This is a genomic window from Pseudomonas sp. P65(2024), from assembly GCF_057480955.1.
Genome location: NZ_JBLIYX010000017.1, coordinates 87,987 through 109,185, shown reverse-complemented (window position 1 = coordinate 109,185; position 21,199 = coordinate 87,987). Strand labels below are relative to the sequence as shown.

Annotated in this window: 18 protein-coding genes; all 18 read right to left on the bottom strand. The window is 67.3% G+C overall.

Annotated elements, in window-relative coordinates:
• Positions 1-8: 8 nt before the first annotated feature.
• The 18 genes from AC25MA_RS20730 to mnxG all read right to left on the bottom strand — a co-directional run bounded on the left by AC25MA_RS20730 (position 9) and on the right by mnxG (position 20,620).
• Positions 9-428 carry a curli assembly protein CsgF gene (locus AC25MA_RS20730; protein WP_062363197.1) on the bottom strand — a complete coding sequence of 140 codons (420 nt, stop codon included), beginning with the start codon at positions 426-428 and terminating at the stop codon, positions 9-11.
• Entirely contained in the window at positions 425-820 is a 396-nt protein-coding gene (csgE, locus tag AC25MA_RS20725; protein ID WP_028688936.1) for a curli production assembly/transport protein CsgE, read from the bottom strand. Before csgE ends, AC25MA_RS20730 begins: the two co-directional genes overlap by 4 nt.
• Positions 817-1,335 (bottom strand): type II secretion system protein, encoded by a 519-nt coding sequence (locus AC25MA_RS20720; protein ID WP_069016728.1) that lies wholly within the window; start codon positions 1,333-1,335, stop codon positions 817-819. The genes csgE and AC25MA_RS20720 overlap by 4 nt, the downstream gene beginning before the upstream one ends.
• The gene (locus AC25MA_RS20715; protein ID WP_028688938.1) at positions 1,310-1,684 is read right to left on the bottom strand and encodes a type II secretion system protein; all 375 of its coding nucleotides are present in this window, start codon (positions 1,682-1,684) and stop codon (positions 1,310-1,312) included. The genes AC25MA_RS20720 and AC25MA_RS20715 overlap by 26 nt, the downstream gene beginning before the upstream one ends.
• 5 nt (positions 1,685-1,689) lie before the next feature.
• Positions 1,690-2,163 carry a type II secretion system protein gene (locus tag AC25MA_RS20710; protein ID WP_028688939.1) on the bottom strand — a complete coding sequence of 158 codons (474 nt, stop codon included), beginning with the start codon at positions 2,161-2,163 and terminating at the stop codon, positions 1,690-1,692.
• A complete protein-coding gene (locus tag AC25MA_RS20705) occupies positions 2,160-4,037 on the bottom strand; it encodes a secretin N-terminal domain-containing protein (RefSeq protein ID WP_028688940.1) in 1,878 nt (625 codons plus the stop codon). Before AC25MA_RS20705 ends, AC25MA_RS20710 begins: the two co-directional genes overlap by 4 nt.
• Positions 4,034-4,534, bottom strand: a complete 501-nt coding sequence (locus tag AC25MA_RS20700; RefSeq protein ID WP_062363192.1) for a hypothetical protein — start codon at positions 4,532-4,534, stop codon at positions 4,034-4,036. The genes AC25MA_RS20705 and AC25MA_RS20700 overlap by 4 nt, the downstream gene beginning before the upstream one ends.
• Positions 4,534-5,085, bottom strand: a complete 552-nt coding sequence (pilO, locus tag AC25MA_RS20695) for a type 4a pilus biogenesis protein PilO (RefSeq protein ID WP_028688942.1) — start codon at positions 5,083-5,085, stop codon at positions 4,534-4,536. The genes AC25MA_RS20700 and pilO overlap by 1 nt, the downstream gene beginning before the upstream one ends.
• Positions 5,072-5,614 carry a PilN domain-containing protein gene (locus AC25MA_RS20690; protein WP_028688943.1) on the bottom strand — a complete coding sequence of 181 codons (543 nt, stop codon included), beginning with the start codon at positions 5,612-5,614 and terminating at the stop codon, positions 5,072-5,074. Before AC25MA_RS20690 ends, pilO begins: the two co-directional genes overlap by 14 nt.
• A gap of 1 nt (position 5,615) precedes the next feature.
• Positions 5,616-6,398, bottom strand: coding sequence for a hypothetical protein (locus AC25MA_RS20685; RefSeq protein ID WP_486972351.1), 783 nt, complete (start codon positions 6,396-6,398; stop codon positions 5,616-5,618).
• Entirely contained in the window at positions 6,379-8,070 is a 1,692-nt protein-coding gene (locus AC25MA_RS20680; protein WP_062363179.1) for a GspE/PulE family protein, read from the bottom strand. Before AC25MA_RS20680 ends, AC25MA_RS20685 begins: the two co-directional genes overlap by 20 nt.
• 54 nt (positions 8,071-8,124) lie before the next feature.
• The gene (locus AC25MA_RS20675) at positions 8,125-8,658 is read right to left on the bottom strand and encodes a response regulator (protein WP_028688946.1); all 534 of its coding nucleotides are present in this window, start codon (positions 8,656-8,658) and stop codon (positions 8,125-8,127) included.
• Between the two features lie 239 nt (positions 8,659-8,897).
• Positions 8,898-9,539: a SurA N-terminal domain-containing protein gene (locus AC25MA_RS20670; protein ID WP_028688947.1), complete on the bottom strand. Its 642-nt coding sequence runs from the start codon at positions 9,537-9,539 to the stop codon at positions 8,898-8,900.
• 21 nt (positions 9,540-9,560) lie between these two features.
• Complete coding sequence (locus AC25MA_RS20665) at positions 9,561-11,048, bottom strand: cytochrome c/ABC transporter substrate-binding protein (RefSeq protein WP_486972354.1); 1,488 nt, start codon at positions 11,046-11,048, stop codon at positions 9,561-9,563.
• A 37-nt stretch (positions 11,049-11,085) separates the two neighbouring features.
• Entirely contained in the window at positions 11,086-11,742 is a 657-nt protein-coding gene (locus tag AC25MA_RS20660; RefSeq protein WP_280092512.1) for an SCO family protein, read from the bottom strand.
• Positions 11,739-12,392, bottom strand: a complete 654-nt coding sequence (locus AC25MA_RS20655) for an SCO family protein (RefSeq protein ID WP_062363173.1) — start codon at positions 12,390-12,392, stop codon at positions 11,739-11,741. Before AC25MA_RS20655 ends, AC25MA_RS20660 begins: the two co-directional genes overlap by 4 nt.
• On the bottom strand, positions 12,389-14,368 hold the full coding sequence (locus AC25MA_RS20650) for a cytochrome D1 domain-containing protein (RefSeq protein ID WP_247282920.1): 1,980 nt from the start codon (positions 14,366-14,368) through the stop codon (positions 12,389-12,391). Before AC25MA_RS20650 ends, AC25MA_RS20655 begins: the two co-directional genes overlap by 4 nt.
• Positions 14,369-14,770: 402 nt before the next feature.
• Positions 14,771-20,620, bottom strand: a complete 5,850-nt coding sequence (gene mnxG, locus AC25MA_RS20645; protein WP_486972350.1) for a manganese-oxidizing multicopper oxidase MnxG — start codon at positions 20,618-20,620, stop codon at positions 14,771-14,773.
• Positions 20,621-21,199: the final 579 nt, after the last annotated feature.

Below are 21,199 nucleotides of genomic sequence, written 5' to 3'. Positions count from 1 at the left end.
CGTCCCTCTCAGGGGTTCAGGCCGCTGACCTCGATGATCGAGACTTCCCCGGTGGCCCGGTCGGTGACCTTGATGCTCAGCGCCCCCGAATCGTCGATGACGTCGATCAGGAAGGCGTCGGTGGACATGCTGCCGGTGTTGCCGTTGCTGATGTTGTCCAGCAGTTGTCCAAGCAAGCGCGATTCGAGCTGGTTGCTGAAGCGCTCCAGGGCCGAGGTACCGGCGAACGCCGAAGTGCGGTCCTTGAGGTCTGGATCGTCGTAGTCGTTCTGCGCCTGGGCGTTGTTCAACAGCCAGGTGCCATTGATCGGATTGCCGCCGAAGGACGGATTGACCGGGGTGTACACCAGCTCCGTGGCCAAGGCCTGGCCACCGAGGCCGGCAGCCAGCAGGCAGGCGGCGATGCGTCGTGCAAGGTGGGTGCTCATAGCTCGTCCCTCTCAAGATCAGTTGTGTCCTGCAGCAGTCGTTGCAGCTTGCGCTGAACGATCTGTTGCCTGACCAGGTCGGCGGCCGCGATGGCCTCGTCGTTGAGTTGCGTGGTGTTGGGCGGCAGGAAACGCCGGTACAGCACCTCGCGCTCGTACTCCACCGTCACCAGGCTGCCCCAGCGGGCATCCGGGCGTTCGCGCACCACCAGGTTGAAGTCGAGCCGGCTGGTGGCGCGCAGCCGGTCGCTGAAGGCGTGATAGAAGTCGTGGCCGATGTGCGAGATGGTGTTGTCGACGATAAATCCCATCATCTCGTCCTCGGCGCCCGCCCGGGCCTGGCCCTGCAGCAGCGCCAGGCACAGGCACAGCAACGCGGCCAGGCGTTTCATGGCGCTTCTCCCGGGCCTGCGTGCTGGCGGGCGCCGCCGGCGCTTTCGGCAAACGCCTGCTCGGCGACGAACTGCCAGTCGCTGTAGTGCTCCAGCCCCTCGAAACCGCTCCACTGGGCATCAAAGCCGCTGCGTTTGAGCGGCGTGGCCTCGGAGCGGCTGTACACCCCGGTGATGCGGCCATCGACCGCGCGCAGCAGGCCCCATTCTTCACCGCCGATCGGGTCTGGATAGAGCCTGCGCAAGTGACGCTGCGGTGCCGGGAAACGGTTGTCCTCCACCAGTTCACCCAGGTCATGTGGGTACTGGGCCAAGCCCGGCGATGCGCGGTAGTAGCTGCGCAAGGCCTGGGCATACTGACCGCCCACCCACAGCAGCTGGCGCTCACGCTCGCGCTGCACGCTGGTGGCCCACAGGGTGCCGGTGGCCGCCAGGGCCACGCTGCTGACGGCGATCAGCAGCAGCACGCCCAGGTAGGTGAAGCCGGTTTCACCATTCGGCATAGAGGCTGCCATCACGCGCCCTCCCGCTGGCTCCACTCTTGATGTCGGCCACCCCGCCGGCCACGCCCTCAGGCGGTGGCACCACTTGCCAGGCATCGCGGCGCTCGGTGATCGGGTCGACCGGGGTGTTACGCAGGTAGCGCTGCTCCACCAATTGGTCGAGGGAATCGGGGTAGTGCCCGGTGTCGCCGTAGTAGTGGTCCAGGGCCTCGCGCAGCACCGCCAGGCTCTGGCGCAGGGTGGCCTCGCGGGAGGCCTCCAGGCTGTTGAAGTAGCGCGGCATGGCGATGGTCATCAAGGTGGCGATAATTGCCATCACTACCAGCAGCTCGATGAGGGTGAAGCCCTTGCTCGGTTTCATCGCCGTCACCATTGCCCGTAGGGAACGTTGTTGAGGCCTTTGCCGGCGGCCTTGGAATAGACGTCGAACACGTCCTCGCCCTCGCGCGGATTGTCGGCAGCGCTGTCATAGGCGCGCAGGCCCCAGTCGCCCTGGTCGTCGGCCTTGACCGCACGCAGCGGATCGTGGGGGATGCGCCGCAGGAAGTAGAACTTCGCGCCCTTGGCGCTGCGCACATCGCGCACGCCATCTACCAGCACCTGCAAGTTCGGCGGATAGCCACTGGCGTTCAGGCGCTTCTCGATGTAGCCGGCGTCGAAGGCGCGCTTGTAGGCATCGATGGCGTCGCGGATCTGGTACAGGGCCTCGCGCAGCTGCTGCTCCTTGCCCCGTCGCACCACGGTTTCGGTCAGTGGCGCGGCCATGCTGGCGAGCAGCCCGAGCAGCGCCAGGGTCAGCACCACCTCGATCAGGCTAAAGCCCTGCTGGCGGGGTGTCATGGCCGTGGCCTCGGGCTGGCCGGCACCACCGCCATCTGCCCTTCCACCCGTGGCGCCCCCTGCGACTCGTCGTCCGGGGCCTCGGTGGGCACGGCGCTGGCCGGCACCGGCTGGGCCAGCTGGCGCACCTGCAGGGCCGACTCGGTGCCGGTGGCGAACTCCATGTCCGACGGGCTCTGGTACGGCAGGTTGCGCACGATACGCGGGGTGATCGCCAGCACCAGTTCGGACTTGCTCATGTCGTCCTTGTTGCTGCCGAACAGCCGACCCAGGCCGGGAATGTCACCCAGCCCCGGGATCTTGTTGCCGCTGGCGTTGTGGTCGTTGCGCACCAGCCCGGCCAGCACCTGGGTCTCGCCGTCGTGCAGGCGCAGGCTGGTCTGGGCGTTGCGGGTGTCGACCTGGACCGGAATGGTGCCCTGGCGGGTCGCTTCCAGGGGCGTGGCGTTGCTCACTTCCAGGGCCACCTTGATCGCCACCTCGTTGTTCAGGTGCACGGTGGGCTGTACTTCGAGCTTGAGGCCGACGTCCAGATAGGTGACGCTTTCGGTGATCACCGGGCCTTGGGTCGAGGGCACCGAGGTGGCGCTGATGATCGGCACCCGCTGGCCGATGTGGATGCGCGCCTGCTCGCGGTTGCTGACCCGGATCACCGGGCTGGCCAGGGTGTTGATGTCCTTGTCCTGGGCATTGATCTTGGCCTGTGGCGCCGGCGAGATGCTGATGCGGCTGGAGTCGATGCCGCGCAGTTGGTCGAGCACGCTCACCGACTTGCCATCGCTGGTCAGCACGCCGAAGGTGTTGGGCCATTGCAGGCCGAGGTCGAGGATGCGCGAGGTGGCCACCTCCATCACCTCCACCTCCAGCACCACCTCGGGGTTGGACTGGTCCTGGGACTGCAGCAGCTTCTCGGCCATGCGCACGGCGTCGGGGGTGTCGCGCATGGTCAGGGTGTTGAGGCGCTCGTCGACGAACACGTCACGGGTCTTGAGCATGGTCTTGACCATGTTCAGCGCGGTATTGGCGTCGATGCTGGTCAGGTAGAAGGTGCGCATGACCAGTTCCTGGTAGTCCTTGGTCTTCTGCGGTGAGTCCGGGTAGACCAGCAGGGTGTTGTCGTTGACGATCTTCTGGCGCAACTGGTTCTGCTCCAGCAACAGGGCCACGGCGTCCTCGATGCGCACCTCGCGCACGAAGATGGTGGCCTTCATGTCCGGGCGCAGGTCCTTGTCGAAGATGAAGTTGATCCCGGCGACCTGGGCCAGCACCTCGAAGATGGTCTTGAGATCGGCATCGCGAAACTCCAGGGTCACCGGGCGCTCCAGCTTGCTGCGCAGCTGCGGGTACGGCGTGGCGGTACGCGCCTGGACGTTCTCGATGTCGCTGCGCAGGGTCTGGCCCTTCTGGTTCTGCGGATCCAGGCGCAGCACTTCGCGCATGTAGCGTTCGGCGCCGAACAGGTCGCCCTGGCGCAACGCCGCCTGGCCGAGGGCGACGCGATCGTCTAGGGTGCGGATCAACTCCAGCTGGCGGATGCCTTCCTGGGCGCGGCGGTTGTTGGCCTCTATGGTCAGCACCCGGCCGTAGCCCATGCGCGCGCCGGCGAAGTCGTGGCGCGCGCGGTCGCTGTCGGCCTGGGTCAGCAGCGCCTCTACCGCCGCCTGACGGCCATGGGCCAGGGCGATGTTCAGTTCGGTGTCGCGCGGGTCCTCGCGCAGGGCCTCCTCCAGGCGGGCGATCCCCGCCTCGTACTGGCCTTCCTTGATCAGTTCCTGGCTGTCCTTGCGCACGGCGCTCGAGCCGCATCCACCGATGGCCACACACAGGGCCAGGAGCATGAACGGCGCAGGCTTGCACAACTTCGACGATTTCATGGTGCGCTCCCGACAGACAGGGTCTGTGGCTGGTGCAGTGGCAGGTAGACCAGGCCCAGCTCGGTGGCCGAGACGTGGTCCAGACGGTAGGTGTCATCGATCACATCGCCCTGGCGCACGACGTAGAGCTTGTCGCCGCTCTGCAGGAAGATCTGCAGGTCGTCGCGCTCGCCCATGCGGCCGATGAAGCGAAACGGCAGCGTCGGGGCGGTGGGCGCGACGGTCACCGGGGCGGTGACCACGGGTTGTTCGGTGACGGTGGCCAGGGCCTGGGGTGGGGTCCATTGCTGGCTGGGGAACAGGTCGCGTGAGGGGCTTACCGCCTCATCGCGGGGCGAGCCCGCTTCCACGTGGGTGGAAGTTGCGAGGAAGCGGGCTTGCCCCGCGATCGGACCAGCCTCCTCTTCCTCCAGGCCGAACCAGTGACCAGGCGCCCACGCCAGCGCGGCGCTCAGCCCCAGGAACCCTGCCCACATCACCGCACGCTGAGTGTTCATCACGACCTCGACAGGTAAAGGGTCATGCGCACACGACCGGTCAGTTCCCGGTCACCGATCCGCTTGCGTTGCAGCTCCAGGTCTTCCAGCACCAGGGTCGGCAATTGGCCGATCAGCGCCTTGAGGAAGCCGCGGATCTGGGGGTAGCTGCCGCGTACCGGCAGGACGATCTGATAGCGCGCCAACTGGGTCTTGGGGTCCACCCCCAGGGCGTATTCACCGCGGGACAGGCTGATGCGCTCGGCGCTGGCCAGGTGGTACAGGCGCTCGATCAGTTCGCTGGCCTGAGGCTGGCCGGGCAGCTGCTGGCGCAGTTCGTCCAGCGCCTGTTGCTCGGGCCGGGCCTGGACCTTCAGCTCGCCACGCGCCAGACGCTGCACCTGGGCGCTGGCGTCGGCCTCGCTGGCGCGCAGCTCGCGCACTGTCTGCCACTGTGGCAGCACCCCGGCCAGGCAGACGGCCAGCGCCAGGACGCCGACCAGCAGTGCGGCCAGCCCTGCCCGGCCCAGGCGCCGCAGCGTTTCATGGACGATCAGGCTAGGGACGCGCATGGCCGGTCTCCCAGGTGGCAGTGAGGTTGAAACGCACCGGATGCTCGGCTTGCCCGGCCAGCACCTCATGGTTGAGCAGCGACACATCGGACAGCTCGCTGCTGCGTTCCAGGCGCTGGTGGTACTGCAGCATCGCTTCGAGGTTGCGCGCCTCGGCACTGATGCGAACCTGGCCCTTGCGCGCGTCAGGGGTGAGGCTGAGCAGCGCCACGTCTTCCTGCGGCATCGCCTCGAGCATGGCAAACAGCTGCTGCCAGGGCCGCTGAAGCTGCTGCGAGACGCTGCGCATCTGTGCCAGGCGCTCGGCCTGCTCGCGGATCACCGCGCTGCTTTGCACGGCAGCGGTGGCCGGGCGCCGGCCGAGCTTGAGTTCGAGCTGATGCACGCGGCCTTCCAGGTCCACCTGCTCGCTCACCAGTTGCTGCTGGGCCAGCAGCAGCACCGCCAGCACGGCACCGCCCAGGGCCAGCAGCGACCAGGCCAGGGGGCTGCTGTGACGGGGCTGGAATTCCAGGTCGAGGCGGCGCATCTCAGGCCACCGCCCGCCACATGGCGCACAGCGGGTCGGCCTCGGCGCTCGGCGCGCACAGCTGCACCGCCACCAGGTGCGAGGCCGTCGTGCGCCCCGGCGCATGCAGGTACACCCGCGGCGGCTGCTCGCCGTACAGCTCGCACGTGCGCTCGATCAGCGCCTGCAGGGCCTGGTCGCTGTCGGCACAGCCCTGGGCCAGCACCTGTTGCCAAGCGCCGCCGGCGGCCAGCAGCAGCACGCTGCGGCGCGGCTCGGCAAGCACGAAGAGGAAGTCGCCCTGGGCCAACTGCGCCGAGCAGCGGTTGTAGGCGGCCATCAGGTAAGGCTGCACCGAGCGCAGGCTCAGATGGCTTTCCCGGCCCAGGGCCTGCAGGCCCTGAAGGAGCGCCTCGGGCAGCGCGGTGGCGATGCGCGCGGCACCCGCCGGCTCCGGCGACAGCACGATGCGCCAGTCGTCCAGGGCCTGGCCGTAGAGGTGTTCGAAGCAGGCCCGGGCGTAGGTGTCCAGCTCGCCCGGGGTGCCGATGGCGTCGCTCCAGGGCACCAGGCAGAAGCGGCTGTAGCGGGCCGAGAGCAGCACCCGCAGTTGCGCACCGCGTGCCGGGTGCTCGCCGAGCAGGCCGGCCAGGGCCTCCAGGGCCGGGGCCCAGGCGGGTTGGGTGGCGTCGCAACTGAAGGCGCGGCTGCCCAGCCACTGGTGTTGATGACCGTGCCAGCGGCCCAGGCCGACACTCTCGGCGCCGAGCACGGCGCAGTACCGATCAGGCGATAAATGTGACACGGTTGATCTCCTCGAGTGTGGTGCGGCCGTCACGGACCAGGTCCAGGGCCGAGGCACGCAGCAGGCGCAGGCCACGTTGGCAGGCCAGCTGCTTGATCTGCGCGAGCGGGCGGCGTTCGACGATCATCTGCCGCAGGTCGTCGTCCAGGTGCAGCAGCTCGGCGATGGCGTTGCGCCCGCGGTAGCCACTGCCACGGCACTGGCCGCAACCCTGGGCGCGCACGAAGCGCCAGCCGGCCACCGCGTCACGGGCCAGGCCCGAGGCGGCGAGCAGTTCGTCGTCGGGCTCGCAGGGCGCCGCGCAATGCACGCAGGCCAGGCGCACCAGGCGCTGGGCCAGCACGGCGTTGAGCGCCGAGACAAAGCTGTAGGGGTCGACCTGCATCTGGCTGAAACGGCCGATCACGTCGAACACGTTGTTGGCGTGGATGGTGGTGAACACCAGGTGCCCGGTGAGCGCCGACTGCACGGCGATCTGCGCGGTGTCCGGGTCGCGGATCTCGCCGACCAGGATCTTGTCCGGGTCGTGGCGCAGGATCGAGCGCAGGCCGCGGGCGAAGGTCAGGCCCTTCTTCTCGTTGACCGGGATCTGCAGCACGCCGGGCAGCTGGTACTCGACCGGGTCCTCGATGGTGATGATCTTGTCGACGCCGTGGTTGATCTCGCTGAGCATGGCGTACAGCGTGGTGGTCTTGCCGCTGCCGGTGGGCCCGGTGACCAGGATCATGCCGTAGGGCTCGCTGGCCAGCCGGCGCAGGGCGCGCAGGGTGTGTTCCTCGAAACCCAGGGCCTGCAACTGCACGCCGCTGACCTGGTCGGACAGGTCCTGCTTGTCCAGCACCCGCAGCACCGCGTCCTCGCCGAAGATGCTTGGCATGATCGAGACGCGAAAGTCGATCTGCCGCTCGCCGATGGCCACCTTGAAGCGCCCGTCCTGGGGGACGCGCTTTTCGCCGATGTCCAGTTCGGCCATGACCTTGATCCGCGAGATCACCTGCTCGGCGAAGGCACTGCCGCTGGCCTTGCCGGCACCGTTGAGCACGCCGTCGATGCGGTACTTGATGGTCAGGCCCTGGCCGGTCATGCCTAAGTGGATGTCGCTGGCGTGCAGCTTGAGGGCGTCATACAGGGTCGAGTTGACCAGCTTGACCACCCGGCTCTGGTCTTCGCTGATGCTGGTCAGCGACAGGCGCTGCAGCGGGTCGGCCTCGCCGCCGGCCTCCGCGTCGTGGCCGAGGGCGTCGACGGCGTGGAAGCTCTCTTCGTGGCGGGCCAGGAATGCGGCCAGGTCGGCGGCATGGACCAGGTACAGCGGCGCGCCCTGCAGGCAGTCGTCGATCCAGGCCAGGCGGGCGCTGTCGAAGGGGTCGGCGAACACGCCGAGGCGCTCGCCATCGTGCTCGACCAGGGCGAATTCACGCTTCAGGCATTGCGCCAGGCTGACCAGGTCGAAGGCCGGGGCGCAGGCGAACAAGGTCTGGGTGGCGAGCACCGGGTAATGCAGGGTGATGGCCAGGCGCTGGGTGAAGGTGCTGGGCGTGTCGCGGGAGAGCCGCTCCAGGCAGGCCAGCAAGCGCTCTTCGCCGGCTTGCTGGCGGGCCTGGGCCAGGAGGTCACGGGGGTAGCCAGCGATCGTGGGTAGCGATGAATCTGCATCGAATGCCTGGGACATGGCCAGCGACTCCGCTCAGGGGCGGCGCCGCAGGCTGGGGGACCTTGGGCGCCGCTATTCCCCGGTGAGCAGTTGTTCGTCGTCAGGTTCGCCTGGCTTGGCGCCGTTGCGTCGGCGGTCGGCCAGCACCCAGCTGCCATCGTACAACTGCAAGGGGAACGATTCGTTCCTGTTCTGGCGTCGTTCGACGAACCCCGCGGCCGGCTGGTCGGTGCTCCTGCGCTGGCGCTCGATGCCCATCAGGTCGAAGACGGCGCGGGCCAGTTCCATCAGCGGGAACGGCTTGAACAGGACATGGGTCACACCCAGCTCGGCGGCGCGCTCACGGACCTCGGCGGTCGGGTGGGCGGTAATCAGCACGAAATGACACGACCTGTTCCTGCGCACGGTCTCCAGGACCTGAAACCCCTCCATGTCGGGCAAGCGGTAATCCAGCACGATCACGTCCGGTGCCAGTTGCTCGGCCAGTTCGATACCCGCAGTACCGTCGTGGGCGAGATGGACCTCCAGGCCTTGCGCCTGCAGATACGCTTGCAGGTTCTGCGCAAGGGTCTGTTCGTCATCGACTACCAATACTCTGTTCACCAAGGTCCACTCCCATGAACTGCCCGGTTCCCCGGTCTGCGAAGTGCGGCCTTGTAGAGGCTTGAGCAGGCTTCGTGCCAGGCATGAAAAGTCATTGCGCACCGCTTTCAAGTCATTGATATCGTTGTAGCTTTCAATCCATTTCAGGTCGTGCCGGCAGACCTTCCCCCACAACCGGGGAAGCTGATGGCACTTTGCCTTTGGGGCATTCCCCAACAATGGGGAAACGCCTTGGCGTCCCTTCAGTCGGCGCGCTCCACTGTAGCGGAATCACGCAAACGTTGGCGCACTGCTTGCCGCGCCTGGGCCTGCAATTGCGCGACAAGCGCATCCCTGGCCAGGCGCAGGCCGTGTTCAGATGAGACAGAAGTATTATCACTTTGGTTCTGCATCCCTTGCAGTCTTTGCCCATTGGCCTGATGGAAGGCCGCCACCTCGGCTTCGCTGGGCGACGCCACCGCCGTCAAACGGGCGTAGACCTGCTGGGCGGCCATCTCCTGTCGAGTGTAGTCAGCGAAGCTGCGCCGATCGAAGCCCGCCTCCTCCAGCCGCCGCTCGAACACCGCCGGGCTGCCGAAGGCCGCCTCCACCTCGCCGACCCGCGCCGTCACCTGCGCGTCACTGACCTCGATACCCTGGCGCTGGGCCTCCTGCCACAGCAGCTCCTTGTCGATCAGCTCATCCAGGGCCTGCTCGCGCAGACGCTGGTACAGGTTGGGGTTGCGGATGCTCGCCACCGCCCGCCCCTGGGCCTGGAGGTATTCGCTGAAGTAGTGCTCCAGGCGCAGCACGCCGATATCCACGCCATTGACCCGCGCCACTGGCGTGTCGGCGTGGCTTGCCAGGGCAAGCAATGACAGCAGGCAGGCAATCAGTACGCGCATGGTGATCCACTCCTGAAAGGGTCATGGTGTGTCAGGTACCGGACGGTACGGCGCCACCTCGGCAAAGCTCGGCCCCGGCAGGCTCACCGCCACCACATGGGCGCCGGCCATGCCCTGGCGACGTCCGGGGCCGAAGCCCAGCAGCGGTGTCAGGCCGGTGTCGACGTCATGCAACTGTTCCAGGGCGCCGAGCAGTTCTTCGCGGCTGGCGTCGCGTCCCACCTGTTTCAGCGCTTCGACCAGCAACTGCCAGGCGCACAGCGTGCTGACCTGCAATGACGCCTGACGTGGCTCCAGCCCCTGGCGCTGCTGCACGCCGGCCAGGGTCTCCCGGCCACGAGCGGTCCAGTCGCCGGGCACGAACGGATAGGCCAGCAGCACCCGCCGCGACCAAGCCGGTGCCAGCCCCGGCACGGCACCGGCCACCTGGCTCGACGCGGCAAGCAGGTAGGGTTTGCGCCCGCCGGCCTGCAGACTGGCGGCCAGCTCGGCAAACCCCTGGGCACGCCCCAGGAAGACGATGCCCTCGCCCGCCAGCGCCTGGCCCGTGAACGCTTGCGCGGATACGCCGGTAAAGCCCAACTGGCGCAAACGCTGCTGTACGACCTGCGCCGCCTCGACCTGGTCTTCGCCGGCATAGACCAACTGCACGGCATCGCGGGCCAGGCCAAGGCTATCGCGAGCATGCAGGGCCACGCTGAGCAATTGCTCGGGTACGCCCGGTAAAGGGTCGAATACCTGAGCGCTGCCGCCACTGCGCGGCGTGGCGCCGATCAGCGGCAGGCCCGCCTGTTCCAGCTGGCGACTGTCGAGCTGCGGTGCCACGGGCGCAATCAGGGCGAAAACCCGCTCACGCTGGATCAACTGGCCCAGCGCCTGCGCGGTACTGGCCGAATCCGGTCCCGGGTCCAGCGCAATCAGCTGCAAGCGGCGGCCATGGATGCCCCCCGCCTGGTTCAGCTGTGCGACGCCATCCTCCAGCACCGCCCTCACCGTCCGTCCGGTCTCGGCCAGCGGGCCCTGTTCGGGGAGCAAGGTACCCAAGCGCAAGGTGCTCTCCTCCACGCCCGGATCGCGGTCTTCGCCCAAGCGCTTGAGGTAGGCCGCCAGGTTGCGCTGGTCGGCCAGGCTCAGCTCGAAGCGCGGCATGGCCGGGTCCAGCCGATTGCCGGCAGGATCGACCCCACTGCGCACGACCCGCGCCAGGCTGGCTTCGGTATAGGCCGGATAGCGTCGGTTGTTGGCCTCGCGATCGCCCGTGCCGAGGGCCAGGCGCTGCCAGTCCAGGCTCGGCGGGCGCACCCCGCCCTCACTGCGGCCGCGCCCGTCGTTGCCGTGGCAACTGGCACACGGCAGCACGCTGGCCGGCACGCTCATGTCCCCCGGCCCCACCCGGGCCAGCAACTGGGCGTCGCTGCTGGAGACGCCTTCGCGATAGAGGCGCTTGCCGGCGAGTTCCTGTTCGCTCAGTTGCACCGCCCCGCACAGGCACCACCCCATCATGAGCATGACCAACGTGGGAGCGACGGTGCGCCTGTTCATGCGCTCACCGCCCCGCCAGCGGCTGAGCCAGCAGCTGCATGCGCTGGGCAATCGCCGCCGGTGGCGCGTCCGGGCGGATCTTGCTCCAGCGCTTGCCTGCCACGTCGCCGGCGATCAACTGCGTCGAATGCTGCTCGGGGCTGGGCAGGAACTGCCCCAGGCGCCCGAGCACCAGGTCGACGCTGGCCTTGTCGCCGGTCAGGAACAGCCAGTTCGGCCCCTCCACCCCTTGCTTGCGGGCAAACGCCTTGAGCACCTCGGGCGTGTCGTTCAAAGGATCGCTGCTCACCGAGACGAAGGTCACCTGCGCCGCAAGCTCCGGCCCCATGGCCTCGCGCACCTCGCGCAACTTGCGGGTGATCAGCGGGCAGGCGTCGTTGCAGTGGGTGAAGATCACGTTGAGCATCACCACCTTGTCCTTGAGCACATCGCTGTAAAAGCGCAGCTCGCGGCCGTCCTGGTCCTTGAGCACGGTGTCGGTGAACCAGGCCTGCGCATCGCGGGTGCCGCCGCCGCTGACCATCGGCTGCGGCGCGGGTTGCGGTGCCGGCGCGTGACCTTCGTGGGCGAACGCGACCGAGGCGAGGATCCACAGGCAGCCACCAAGCACCAGCCAGTCGAGGCTGCGCATGCCGGCGTGGCGAGAAGTCTGCGCGCTCATGGCTGTGCCTCCTGCCCGGCAATGGCTGTGCTCTTGGCGTGCACCCGGCGTGCGCTCAGGCGGTTGATCTCGCCGATCAGCACGTTGGGGTCGGTGAAGCCGTAATAACGCGTCCAGTGCCCGCTGCGCCCGTCACCGACCAGGATCAGCGGCGGGTGCTCGCTGAGGTTGGCGCTGAAGCTGCCCAGCCCCTTGAGCGTCTCGCTGATGGCATAGGGCGAGCCGGTCAGCCAGCTCCACCCCGGCCCGTGCTGGAACGCCCGGGCATACCCGGCCAGGCGTTTCGAATCATCGCGCTGCGGATCGACGCTGATCGACACCAGGCGGATCTCCTCGCCCACCCGCCCGCCCAGCTGCTGCTGGACCTTGCTCATGATCGACGAGACCACCGGGCACACCGTGGTGCAACTGGTGTAGATGAAGCCCATGACCACCAGGTGATCCCCCACCAGGTCCTTCTCCAGGCGTATCGGCATGCCGTCCTGATCCAGCAGCGCCACGTCGGCGAAGCGCACGCTGGCCTTTTCCTGGTGGGCGGCCGGTGGGGCTTCGGGCTGGCCGCCATGGTCGTGGCCGGCATGCGCCAAGGCCAGGTTGCTGGCCAGCAGCAGGCTCAGGCCAAACAGTTTTCCACCCTGCGGACGGTTCATCGCACACTCCTGGGTTCCCCTTGGGAAGCGGTTGGTGCCGTTGCGGCCGGCAGGACGCGCAGGCTGGTGTAGTTGTCTTCTGCGAAGCTGCGCCCGAGGGTGGGCGACTGCACATGCAGGTACCAGGCGCCAGCCGTGGCCAGTTCCAGCGGCGCCTGATAGAGCCCCTCGCCCACCTCGACCAGCGCTACATTGCGCGGCAGCGACGAAGGCGCCAGGAAGTAGCGCAGGCTCAGGTCTTCAAGCCCCTGGCGCGGCTTGCCGTCCTCACCGAGGATGCGCACTTGGGCCATGTAGGGCGCGTGCTGGCGCAACGGCCGGGCGGTGCCGATGAATTCGGCATGGGCCCGCTTGCGCAGGCTCGACTGCGGCAGCGCCGCGACCTCGGTGCTGAAGCAGTGGATGATCTGCGGCTGGTTGAGCAGGAACGCCACGTCGAAGGTGCCGGCCGCCGGCAGCTTGACCGTCGAGCCATATACCCCCGGGGCCACCTCGCGCAGGCTACGGTCGATGACCAACGCGGCGCGGGCCTGGTGGCCGCGGTTGTTGTAGCCCGACATCGGCGCGTTCATGCCCTCGGCGTAGAAGTAGGTGGTGTTGTCCACCGGGTTGACCACGAACACCGAGTTGTCGTCGCGGGAGATGCTCACGCCCTGGGCCAGCGGCAGATCACCGGCCTGGCGCGGCGCCGCCGGGCCGGCCTCGAAGCCCTGGACGATCGGCGTGCGCCCCTGCCCCAGGCTTGCCAGGTTGATCATGCTCACCTTCGGCGAGGCCAGGCCGCGCACGTAGGCGTAGGCCTTGGTAAAGGTCAGCTGGTAGGGCTCGGCGGCCACCGGGATGCGGTGGATCAGTTGGTCGGTGCTGGCGTCGATCACCAGCGCCTGGTTCTCCAGGGTGTTTAGCACCACGCCGTAGCGGCCATCGTGGCTGAAACGCATCGGCCCCAGGCCCCGCTCGGCCTGGACCGTGTGGCGCAGGCTGAGGCTGCGCGCGTCGATCACCCGCACCGTGCCCTCCTGGCCATCGACCACGTACACCGCCTGTGACAAGGGCGAGTAAGCCACCGATAGCGGATGCGGACCGACCTCAAGCGTCTTCACCAGGCGCATCTGCGCGGTGTCGATGACACTCAGGGTGCCGCCGTCGCGATTGCTGACGAAGGCGAAGCGCGAATCGGCGCTGAAGGCGATCTCGTGGTGGCCAGAGCCGGTGACAAACGACTTGAGCATGGTCCGGCTGGGGACGTCGATCACCGTCACCCCGCCCTTGGCCGGGTCCTGACTGTTGTTGCCCACCCACAGCAGGCGCTGGTCGGGTTGCAGCGCCACCCGCAGCGGCTGCTCGCCGGCCTCCAGGGTGGCCACGCGGGTGAAGGTCTCGGAGTCGATCAGCGCCACCTGGTTGCGTTCGGGCATGGACACGAACACCTGCTTGTCATCGCCCGTGGCCACCCAGTCCATGGGCCGTCCCGGCAGGTCGATGCGCGCCAGGGTGCTGGTGACCCCGCCTACCGACACGGTCGGGTCGATCACGGTAAGGCTGGCGTCCTTGTTCAGCACCAGCAGGAAGTAGCTGTTCAGATCGAGCAACGGACGCGCGCCGATGCTGCTCTTGAGGAACAGCGCCACCCGCGCCTTGCAGCTGCTGTCGCGGTCGCCCACCGGTGCCGACTGCGCGGGGTCGAGCCAGGCGCCGGGAGCCATGCCCGACAGCGGCTGGCCACTGCTCTGATCGCTGACCTTGAAACGGATATTGGCAAAGTCGCCTTCGCGCAGTTCGCCGCCGCTTAAGGGGCGCGCCTCGAACTCCACGGTCACGCCGTCGCGGCTGAGGGTGTGCAGGGCCTGGGGATCGGCGGCCTCCTGCAGCAGTTCGCGGGGATCGCACCAGAGCTTTTCGTAGGCCACGCCGAGGCCGATCAGCGCGGTGCCCAGCAGCAGGCCCAGGTAGGCTGGGCGTAGCTTGCGGTTCATGTCCGTACTCCGTTGGCGGGTATGGGCGCGCACGGGGCAGCGCCTTCGAGCGGGATGACCATGCTGCACCTCCACGGGGCTCAAGGGTTCTGTGGAGGGTGGAAGCAAGCGCTATGCCATCAGTAAAATTGTTTTAAATCAGGGTTTTGGAGAAACAAGCGGAGAGTATTGGGGAGGCTGCCCCAAACACGGGGGCGCTTTGCGCCCCCTTCAGGCTCAATGCGCGATGCGTGTAAGACGAACGCCTTGTAGCGCCTATGAAATCGAGCGCCGCCCGCATGGCGCGTCGCCGGCAAGCTGGCAACGCGCCGTGCGGGCGGCGCTCGATCTCATAGGCGCTGCATCCTTGTCGCCAGACAGCTGGTGGCCTCCCCCACTCCCAAGCCAGGCTACCAGCCCCCTTTACTGCGCCGGCGCCGTGGCCGGCGGCGCCTCGTTGGTCACCCGCAGGATGCCCCACAGACCCGAGGCATTGCCGTACGCGGCATAGTCGCGGAACAGATAATCCCCCGGCACCGCGTTGGCGCCGCCTGCGCTGGGCAGCATGAAGCTGAAGTGCGCCGCCGGCAGCACGCTCTCCTGGGCGCCCACGTATATCGCCATCGGGTTGTAGCCGTAGCGCACCGAGCCGATGCCCGGCAGGCCCATGGGGTAGCCGTTCACATCGTTCTTCTCGGCCTGGTAGTTGTGCAGCGGCCACAGGTGCCCGTCGAGCTGGTAGGTAATGCCGCGGCTGCCGCCGCTGGGCATCAGCACATGGCTGCGCGCAGGCTGGCCCGGCTTGGCCCAGAGCACCGGGGTCTGCGGATCACCGCCGACCAGGGCGTTGCTGTAGGCGATGTGGGCGTTGGGCACGTCGGCGAAGCCGAAGCCGTCGGCATGGCCGAACGGTGCGTCCGGCGCCAGGCCGAAGCGCAGCCACAGCGGCTCGCTCTTGTAGTTCATCGCCATGTTGCCGTTGTCCTTCGGATCACCCGGTACGCCATTGCCCTCGGTGGCGATGCCCTCCACCGGCCGGCCATCGGACCAGCGCATGTTCAGCGAGCGCTGCCACACGGTGACGAAGTCGCGGTAGTCGGGCTGGCCGCTGACCTTCACCGTGGCCTGGGCGCGGCTGGCGTTGTCCTCGGTCCAGGTCGCGCTCTGCGGCAACACGCTCATTGCGCCCACCAGGCCCTTCTGCGGCTGCTTGATGACATCCGCCGGGGTCAGGTTGAGGCCACCGAACTCGATGGCCGTGGTGTTGATGTTGTCCACCGTGCGGCCCAGTTGCAGTACCGGCTTGCCTTCGCGCTCCAGGTGCCCGGCGTAGTACTGGTACACCCGGCTCGGGTAGGCGCCGCTACTGCCGACGCGCGGCGGCACGGTCTGTACCGGGTTGAGACCAACGTTGACACCATCCGACTTGGTAATGTCGTAGGCCAGCAGCTGCGCATGCAGGCCGACGTGGCTGGACGGGCGCATCAGGTTGTTGTTGAACGCCGTTGAGCCCTCGCCGCCGGCCCGATCGCGCTTGACCACGTTCTGCATCACCGCGGTGCTGGGCAGGTCCGGCATCATCAGCGGCAGACGGTTCTCCAGGGTGATGCTGATGCAGTCACCGGCATTGGCCCGCAGCACCAGGGGCTCGACCGGCACGCCGGCCTTGAGCTTGCCGGTGCTGGTATCGAGGTCGGCCTTGCGCACATAGAGCACGGCAGTCGGGTCGTGCAATGGCGAGCTGTGGCCACCGACGGTGAAAGTCGCGCCGTCCTCTTCGTCGGTGACCGTGGCCAGAGGGATATCGACCTTGCGACTGTTGAACACCAGGGTGCCGCCATTGGCCTTGAGCGCCCCGCCCACGTGCTGGCCAATACCGGCCGGGTCGCTGATGCTGACCCCATGGCGGTTCTCGAGGATGTCGTTGGCCAGGGCCGCGACGATCTCGTAGCTGCGCTTGACCGTCGGCCGGGTGCCGATGCCATTGGCGTTGGCCGTGGTTTTCGGGCAGATTCCGTCGAAGTTGACAGTGTTGCGCATGGCCACCGGTTGAGGGTTGTTCGGCAGGGTGAACAGGTCGGCGCGCTGGGCGGTGTAGTTGCGCATGATGCCCCAGATGCCGTTCCAGTAGCCTTCCAGAGCCGCGTCCATGGAGTACAGGTAATCGCCATTGGTGGCGGCGGAGCTGGAGATCATCGACACCGGCGCCATGAAGCCCATCTGCTCGGAGATGCCGATCATCTGCGACGACTTCCATCCTGAGTTGGAGCTGTTGCCGAAGCCCGAGCCGTTCTGCAGCCACTTCACGCCGTGCAGGGTGACGTTGTGCTCCTCCTCATGGCCGCCGGCATGCATGCGCAGGCGTACGTTGTCGCCGGAGTAGGTACGCAGCAGCGGCGTGAACGGGTCGCCCGGTTCGGTGCCCTTGTTGATATGGGGCGGGAACAACGTGGTGCCGCCGGTGGGGCCGGTGGCCTGGGTGATCGCCGAAGGCGCCAGGTTCATTGCCGGGATGGCGCGGTCGGTGCGGCTCTGCATGGCGTAGGCCAGGTCACCGCCCAGGCCGTCGGCCTGCATGCCGCGCTTGCCGTCGGGGCCGACCTTGTTGGGGTCGAACACGCGCAGGGCCAGGGGCTCGTTGCGGTAGTTGACGACGAACATGCCCGGGTCATCCACCGAGATCGCCTGCGGGCATGGCCGGGTCGGGCAACCTGGGCTCAACCCGCCACGGGATTCGACCACCGACTCGAGCAGCGTCGAGGCTTTCTGCCGCACGGGCGGGTTGATGGCGTAGCGGAAGCTGTCGGCGGTGGCCGGATAGGCCTGGCCGTCAGGTATGCCGTTGGGGCCTGCGCCGACATACACGCCAGCCTCGTAGGCGTGCTGGAAGTCGCTGTACTCGAGGAAGAACTCGCGATAGCTGTCGTTTTTACCATCGCCGTCGTGGTCACCGGTCTGGATGACCGCCTGCCACGAAGTCGGGCCGCCGTCCTGGCGGGTGGCCGGGTTGTACAGCTGCTCGCCGGTCTCGGCGTGGTACCAGGTGGAACCGGCGGGCTCGGCCAGCACGGTTGCATACAGCCCCAGTTGTTGGTGGGTCGATGGGCCGAGGTGGTCATGGGTGAAGATGGTGCCCAGGCCACGATCGACGTTGTACACGTTCACCAGCGGGTCGGCGAACCAGCGTTGCATGGCGCTGCGCGCGCCGAGCCAATCGGCCCGGCCGAAGCGCCCGAAATACGGATGCTGCTTGGCTTTCGGGCAGGCGGCGGTGCCGTCGCGGGTGTCGCCCTCGGTGCAGTTGTTGAAGCTGCGGATGGCATGCACACGCTCGACCACGCTGCCGGGCGAGAGGATACCGTCCTCGTAGTTCCAGCCGTTGGCAGAGCCGTCGGCGGCGGTCAGGTCCCATTTGGGCAGGTGGATATGCTGGCCGATCACGTCGGTTGGCGTGCGCACCTGGTAGTCGTCCATCTCATAGAACGACGGGATCAGGTTGGTATGCACGTACTGGGTGCAGTCGAAGGTGTTCATGCGCATCACCAGCGGCTCCGGCGGGCGCTGCTTGGTGATCACCGGCCAGGCGTCTTCCCACAGGGCGAGGATGCGCGCCTGCGGGAAGTGGTAGCCAACCTTGTTGTACACCGCGTCGAACTGGATGTTGGCCGCCTTGTAGATGCGCGGGCGGTCGGCGGTGAACGTGGACGAACCGCGGAAACTCATGCCGGTGAGGTTTTCACCGCTGAAGAACTCGCCGACGCCCGAGGACTGGGTCAGGCGCTTGCCGCGGTCGTCCATGCACGGCTCGTAGAACGGCGCGCCCGCCGTGGGCAAGGCGCCGTTGGTGCGAAAGGCCTTGGCCACCGGCGCGCCGCCGGGGATCAGGGCAAAGCTTGGATGTTCGGCCTTGGCGTGGAACTGCATGGCAGCCTGCTCGACCTCGGTGCCCTCCTCGGGCAGGTAGATCGGCTTGGCCTTGTGCACCACCTTGGAGAAATCCAGCTTGGTGGTGGTGGTCACGGCATCGCCACCGGCAGACACACCGTCAAGGGTGTGCCGGCCCAGGCCGCCGTCCCAGCCGTCGACTTGGTTGGGGTCGAGGTTGGCCCACAGCGCCTTGCCGCTGTCCTTGAGCTGGCGGGCCAGGGCCGGGTCGAGCATGTCCAGCGGCGGGGTCGGCGGGCGCTGGCCGACGCTGCTTTCCATGCCGCCAATCCAGAACGGGTAGCCTGGGTTCTTCAGGCTGCCGTCGGCGTTGCGATTGGTCTCGCTGCGGTCGACCAGGGCCAGGGAACCGACGGCGCGCGGGATGGGCGGTTGATCCGGATGATCATCGCCCTCCTCCTCTTCATCGTCATCTTCATGCCCGGCGACCAGGGTCTCGGACAGCTTGGGCACCACGGTGACCTTGCCCGGCATCGGCGCCATGGCCTTGCCCGGCAACGGCACGATGGCCGGGATCGGCGTGCCGGCGATGATCTCGCCGTCCGGCAGCGCACGGGCGCCCTGGGCCGGCTTGCCATTGCGCAAGGCGAACGGCGTGCTGTGGAAGCCGTTGGCGCCCTCGCCACTGACCTCCAGGCGGGTACCCGGCTCGAACACATCGTGCACCCGCCACATGGCCCACATGCCCTGGGCGAAGTGCGGATAGAAATGGCAGTGATAGATGGCATCGCCCGCCACACGGTTGCGGTTGCCCGAACCGCCGTTGGCGATCTCGTAGGTGTAGCCCACGCCAGGGCCAATGCCCTGGGCGTCGATGTAGTCGGAATTGTCGTCGTTGGGATTGAACAGCCACTGGTGTCCGTGCAAGTGGAAGATGTGCTGCTCGTGGCCGTTATGGGTGTTGCGGAACTTGGTGAAGTCACCAATGTAGCTGTGATGCACGTTGGCGGGCTCGGCCGGGTACAGGGCCATGGTCGCCTTGACCCCGGTGGCGCTGGCAGGCGGCGTTTCGCCAGGACGGATGTGCTCCAGCCCAACATTGGCCGGGATATCCACCAACGTACCGACATCGCCGACGGTATGGGCGCTGAGGAAGAATTCCTCGTAGGCGCACGACAGGCAGTCGTGCATCGGCCCCACGCCGAGGCGGTTGGCCACCACCTCGGCGCCCATCCCGCCTGAGCCGTAGTTGATCATGAAGGAGTCGCGGGTCGGCTCGAGCACATGGCCCATGACCGGGTCCGCCCAGTAGGCGGGGAAGGCCTGGGTCGCGGCCACCTCGTCGGCGAACTGCGAGGCGAAGTCGCGGAACGCCTCCAGCCGGTTGGGCAACGCCGGGTTGCGCTTGCCGACGCTTTCCAGTGGATAGGTGCTGGCCGGGAAGCTGCCGTCGGGGTTGGGGCCCATGACGATGGCGTCGGTCTCGCTGCTGAGGATCTCGTTGCCGTCGAGCATGGCGATGATCGGCTTGCCGGCCTTGCCCTCGGCGATCCACGGCTCGAGGTTGGGGTAGCGGGCCTGGTAGTCGATCACCGGCTGCCCGGTGGCCGTGCGCCCCGTGGTGGCCAGGCGCATCTCTTCTTCAGTCAGGGTATTGCGATAGGTACGCCCGGCCTTGGGCACCACCACCACCTGGCCAAACAGGCCGTTGGCGACGTTGCCGGCACCGCCTTGGCCGCCGAAGGTGGCGCCCTGGCTGGTGACGGCGAACGCCCCCTCGCGCTCGGCGTACAGGGTGTAGCTGCGGGTGCCGCCCGGAGCGACCAGGAAGTTGCCGTTGCGCCCGGTGTTGGCGGCGATGTCGCCGATGCTGTTGACCGCCTGCAGGCCGTTGACCTGGAAGCCGACATGGCGGTCGGTGACCTGCTCGTCGGCAACGAAGTGTTCGCCGCCTTCGTTCTCGACCTCGGCGCCCTCTTCTTCCTCCCCTTCGACCCCGGTTTCGTCATGGTCGATGCCGTGCTTGTTGGGGTTGGCCTGGTAGGCCAGCAGGTTGGTCAGGTTGACCGTCAGGCAGTCACCGGCGGCCACCCGCAGCACGATCGGCCGCGGGCGCTTGTCCGGGCGCAGGGTGACCTTGCCCGGCACCGCGGCGCCGCCCTTGCCCAAGGGCACCTGGTGCTCATCCACCACGTCCTGGCGCAGGGCGTACATCATGCCGTTGGCGTTCTGCGCGCCGAGGCGGTTGAACATCAGCGGCTGATCCAGCGCCACCACGTTGGCCACCAGCGTGCGCTGGCACTGCACCGCGGCCTCGCTGGAGACCTGCCAGCCCAGCAGGGCCAGCAGGAAGGTGGACAGGACCGGGCCTTTGCGAGGGGTCGACATGGGGCACCTCCGGAAACACAGGAATATGCACAAAGGTGAGCAAGGGCCATGCCAGCCAATTAACTGCTATTTTTCAATAAGTTATGAATTATGACCATGCGATTCGGGGAAAATCACCCAGTGGCATGCCCCGGATCAGGGGCTGCTACGCAGGCCTTTGCCAGCACATTCCCCGTGGGAGCCAGCTTGCCGGCGATAAGGCCAGTACAGGAACACAATGACCCCAATAGCATTTAGTGATTGAACGCCAGCGCAAAGGTGCAGTAAGCTCGGTCCCAACCACTGGAGAGCAACATGTCGAAACAAACCCGCAACCACGCCAACCACACCGGTCGCTCCGCGCACCGCGTGCTGGCCGTTGCCGGTCGTAACGCCGTTGCCAGCTTTTATTTTGGGTATTGGTTTAGCCACTAGGCGCCGATGACCCATCCGGCGCCCACCTTCGAGGGGCCGCCGAACATGAGAATACTCAAACCCCCGGTCGGCTCCCCGACCGGGGGTTTTGCTTTTCCGGACCCAAGAAACATACCGATTACCTTGAGGACAGCGACATGAACTACACCACGTACTACCGCACCT

What these genes read in the sequence shown, in the direction of transcription:
- AC25MA_RS20730 (WP_062363197.1), bottom strand. Translation starts at nt 428, where the DNA reads ATGAGCACCCACCTTGCACGACGCATCGCCGCCTGCCTGCTGGCTGCC.
- csgE (WP_028688936.1), bottom strand. Translation starts at nt 820, where the DNA reads ATGAAACGCCTGGCCGCGTTGCTGTGCCTGTGCCTGGCGCTGCTGCAG.
- AC25MA_RS20720 (WP_069016728.1), bottom strand. Translation starts at nt 1,335, where the DNA reads ATGGCAGCCTCTATGCCGAATGGTGAAACCGGCTTCACCTACCTGGGC.
- AC25MA_RS20715 (WP_028688938.1), bottom strand. Translation starts at nt 1,684, where the DNA reads ATGAAACCGAGCAAGGGCTTCACCCTCATCGAGCTGCTGGTAGTGATG.
- AC25MA_RS20710 (WP_028688939.1), bottom strand. Translation starts at nt 2,163, where the DNA reads ATGACACCCCGCCAGCAGGGCTTTAGCCTGATCGAGGTGGTGCTGACC.
- AC25MA_RS20705 (WP_028688940.1), bottom strand. Translation starts at nt 4,037, where the DNA reads ATGAAATCGTCGAAGTTGTGCAAGCCTGCGCCGTTCATGCTCCTGGCC.
- AC25MA_RS20700 (WP_062363192.1), bottom strand. Translation starts at nt 4,534, where the DNA reads ATGAACACTCAGCGTGCGGTGATGTGGGCAGGGTTCCTGGGGCTGAGC.
- pilO (WP_028688942.1), bottom strand. Translation starts at nt 5,085, where the DNA reads ATGCGCGTCCCTAGCCTGATCGTCCATGAAACGCTGCGGCGCCTGGGC.
- AC25MA_RS20690 (WP_028688943.1), bottom strand. Translation starts at nt 5,614, where the DNA reads ATGCGCCGCCTCGACCTGGAATTCCAGCCCCGTCACAGCAGCCCCCTG.
- AC25MA_RS20680 (WP_062363179.1), bottom strand. Translation starts at nt 8,070, where the DNA reads ATGTCCCAGGCATTCGATGCAGATTCATCGCTACCCACGATCGCTGGC.
- AC25MA_RS20670 (WP_028688947.1), bottom strand. Translation starts at nt 9,539, where the DNA reads ATGCGCGTACTGATTGCCTGCCTGCTGTCATTGCTTGCCCTGGCAAGC.
- AC25MA_RS20665 (WP_486972354.1), bottom strand. Translation starts at nt 11,048, where the DNA reads ATGCTCATGATGGGGTGGTGCCTGTGCGGGGCGGTGCAACTGAGCGAA.
- AC25MA_RS20660 (WP_280092512.1), bottom strand. Translation starts at nt 11,742, where the DNA reads ATGAGCGCGCAGACTTCTCGCCACGCCGGCATGCGCAGCCTCGACTGG.
- AC25MA_RS20655 (WP_062363173.1), bottom strand. Translation starts at nt 12,392, where the DNA reads ATGAACCGTCCGCAGGGTGGAAAACTGTTTGGCCTGAGCCTGCTGCTG.
- AC25MA_RS20650 (WP_247282920.1), bottom strand. Translation starts at nt 14,368, where the DNA reads ATGAACCGCAAGCTACGCCCAGCCTACCTGGGCCTGCTGCTGGGCACC.
- mnxG (WP_486972350.1), bottom strand. Translation starts at nt 20,620, where the DNA reads ATGTCGACCCCTCGCAAAGGCCCGGTCCTGTCCACCTTCCTGCTGGCC.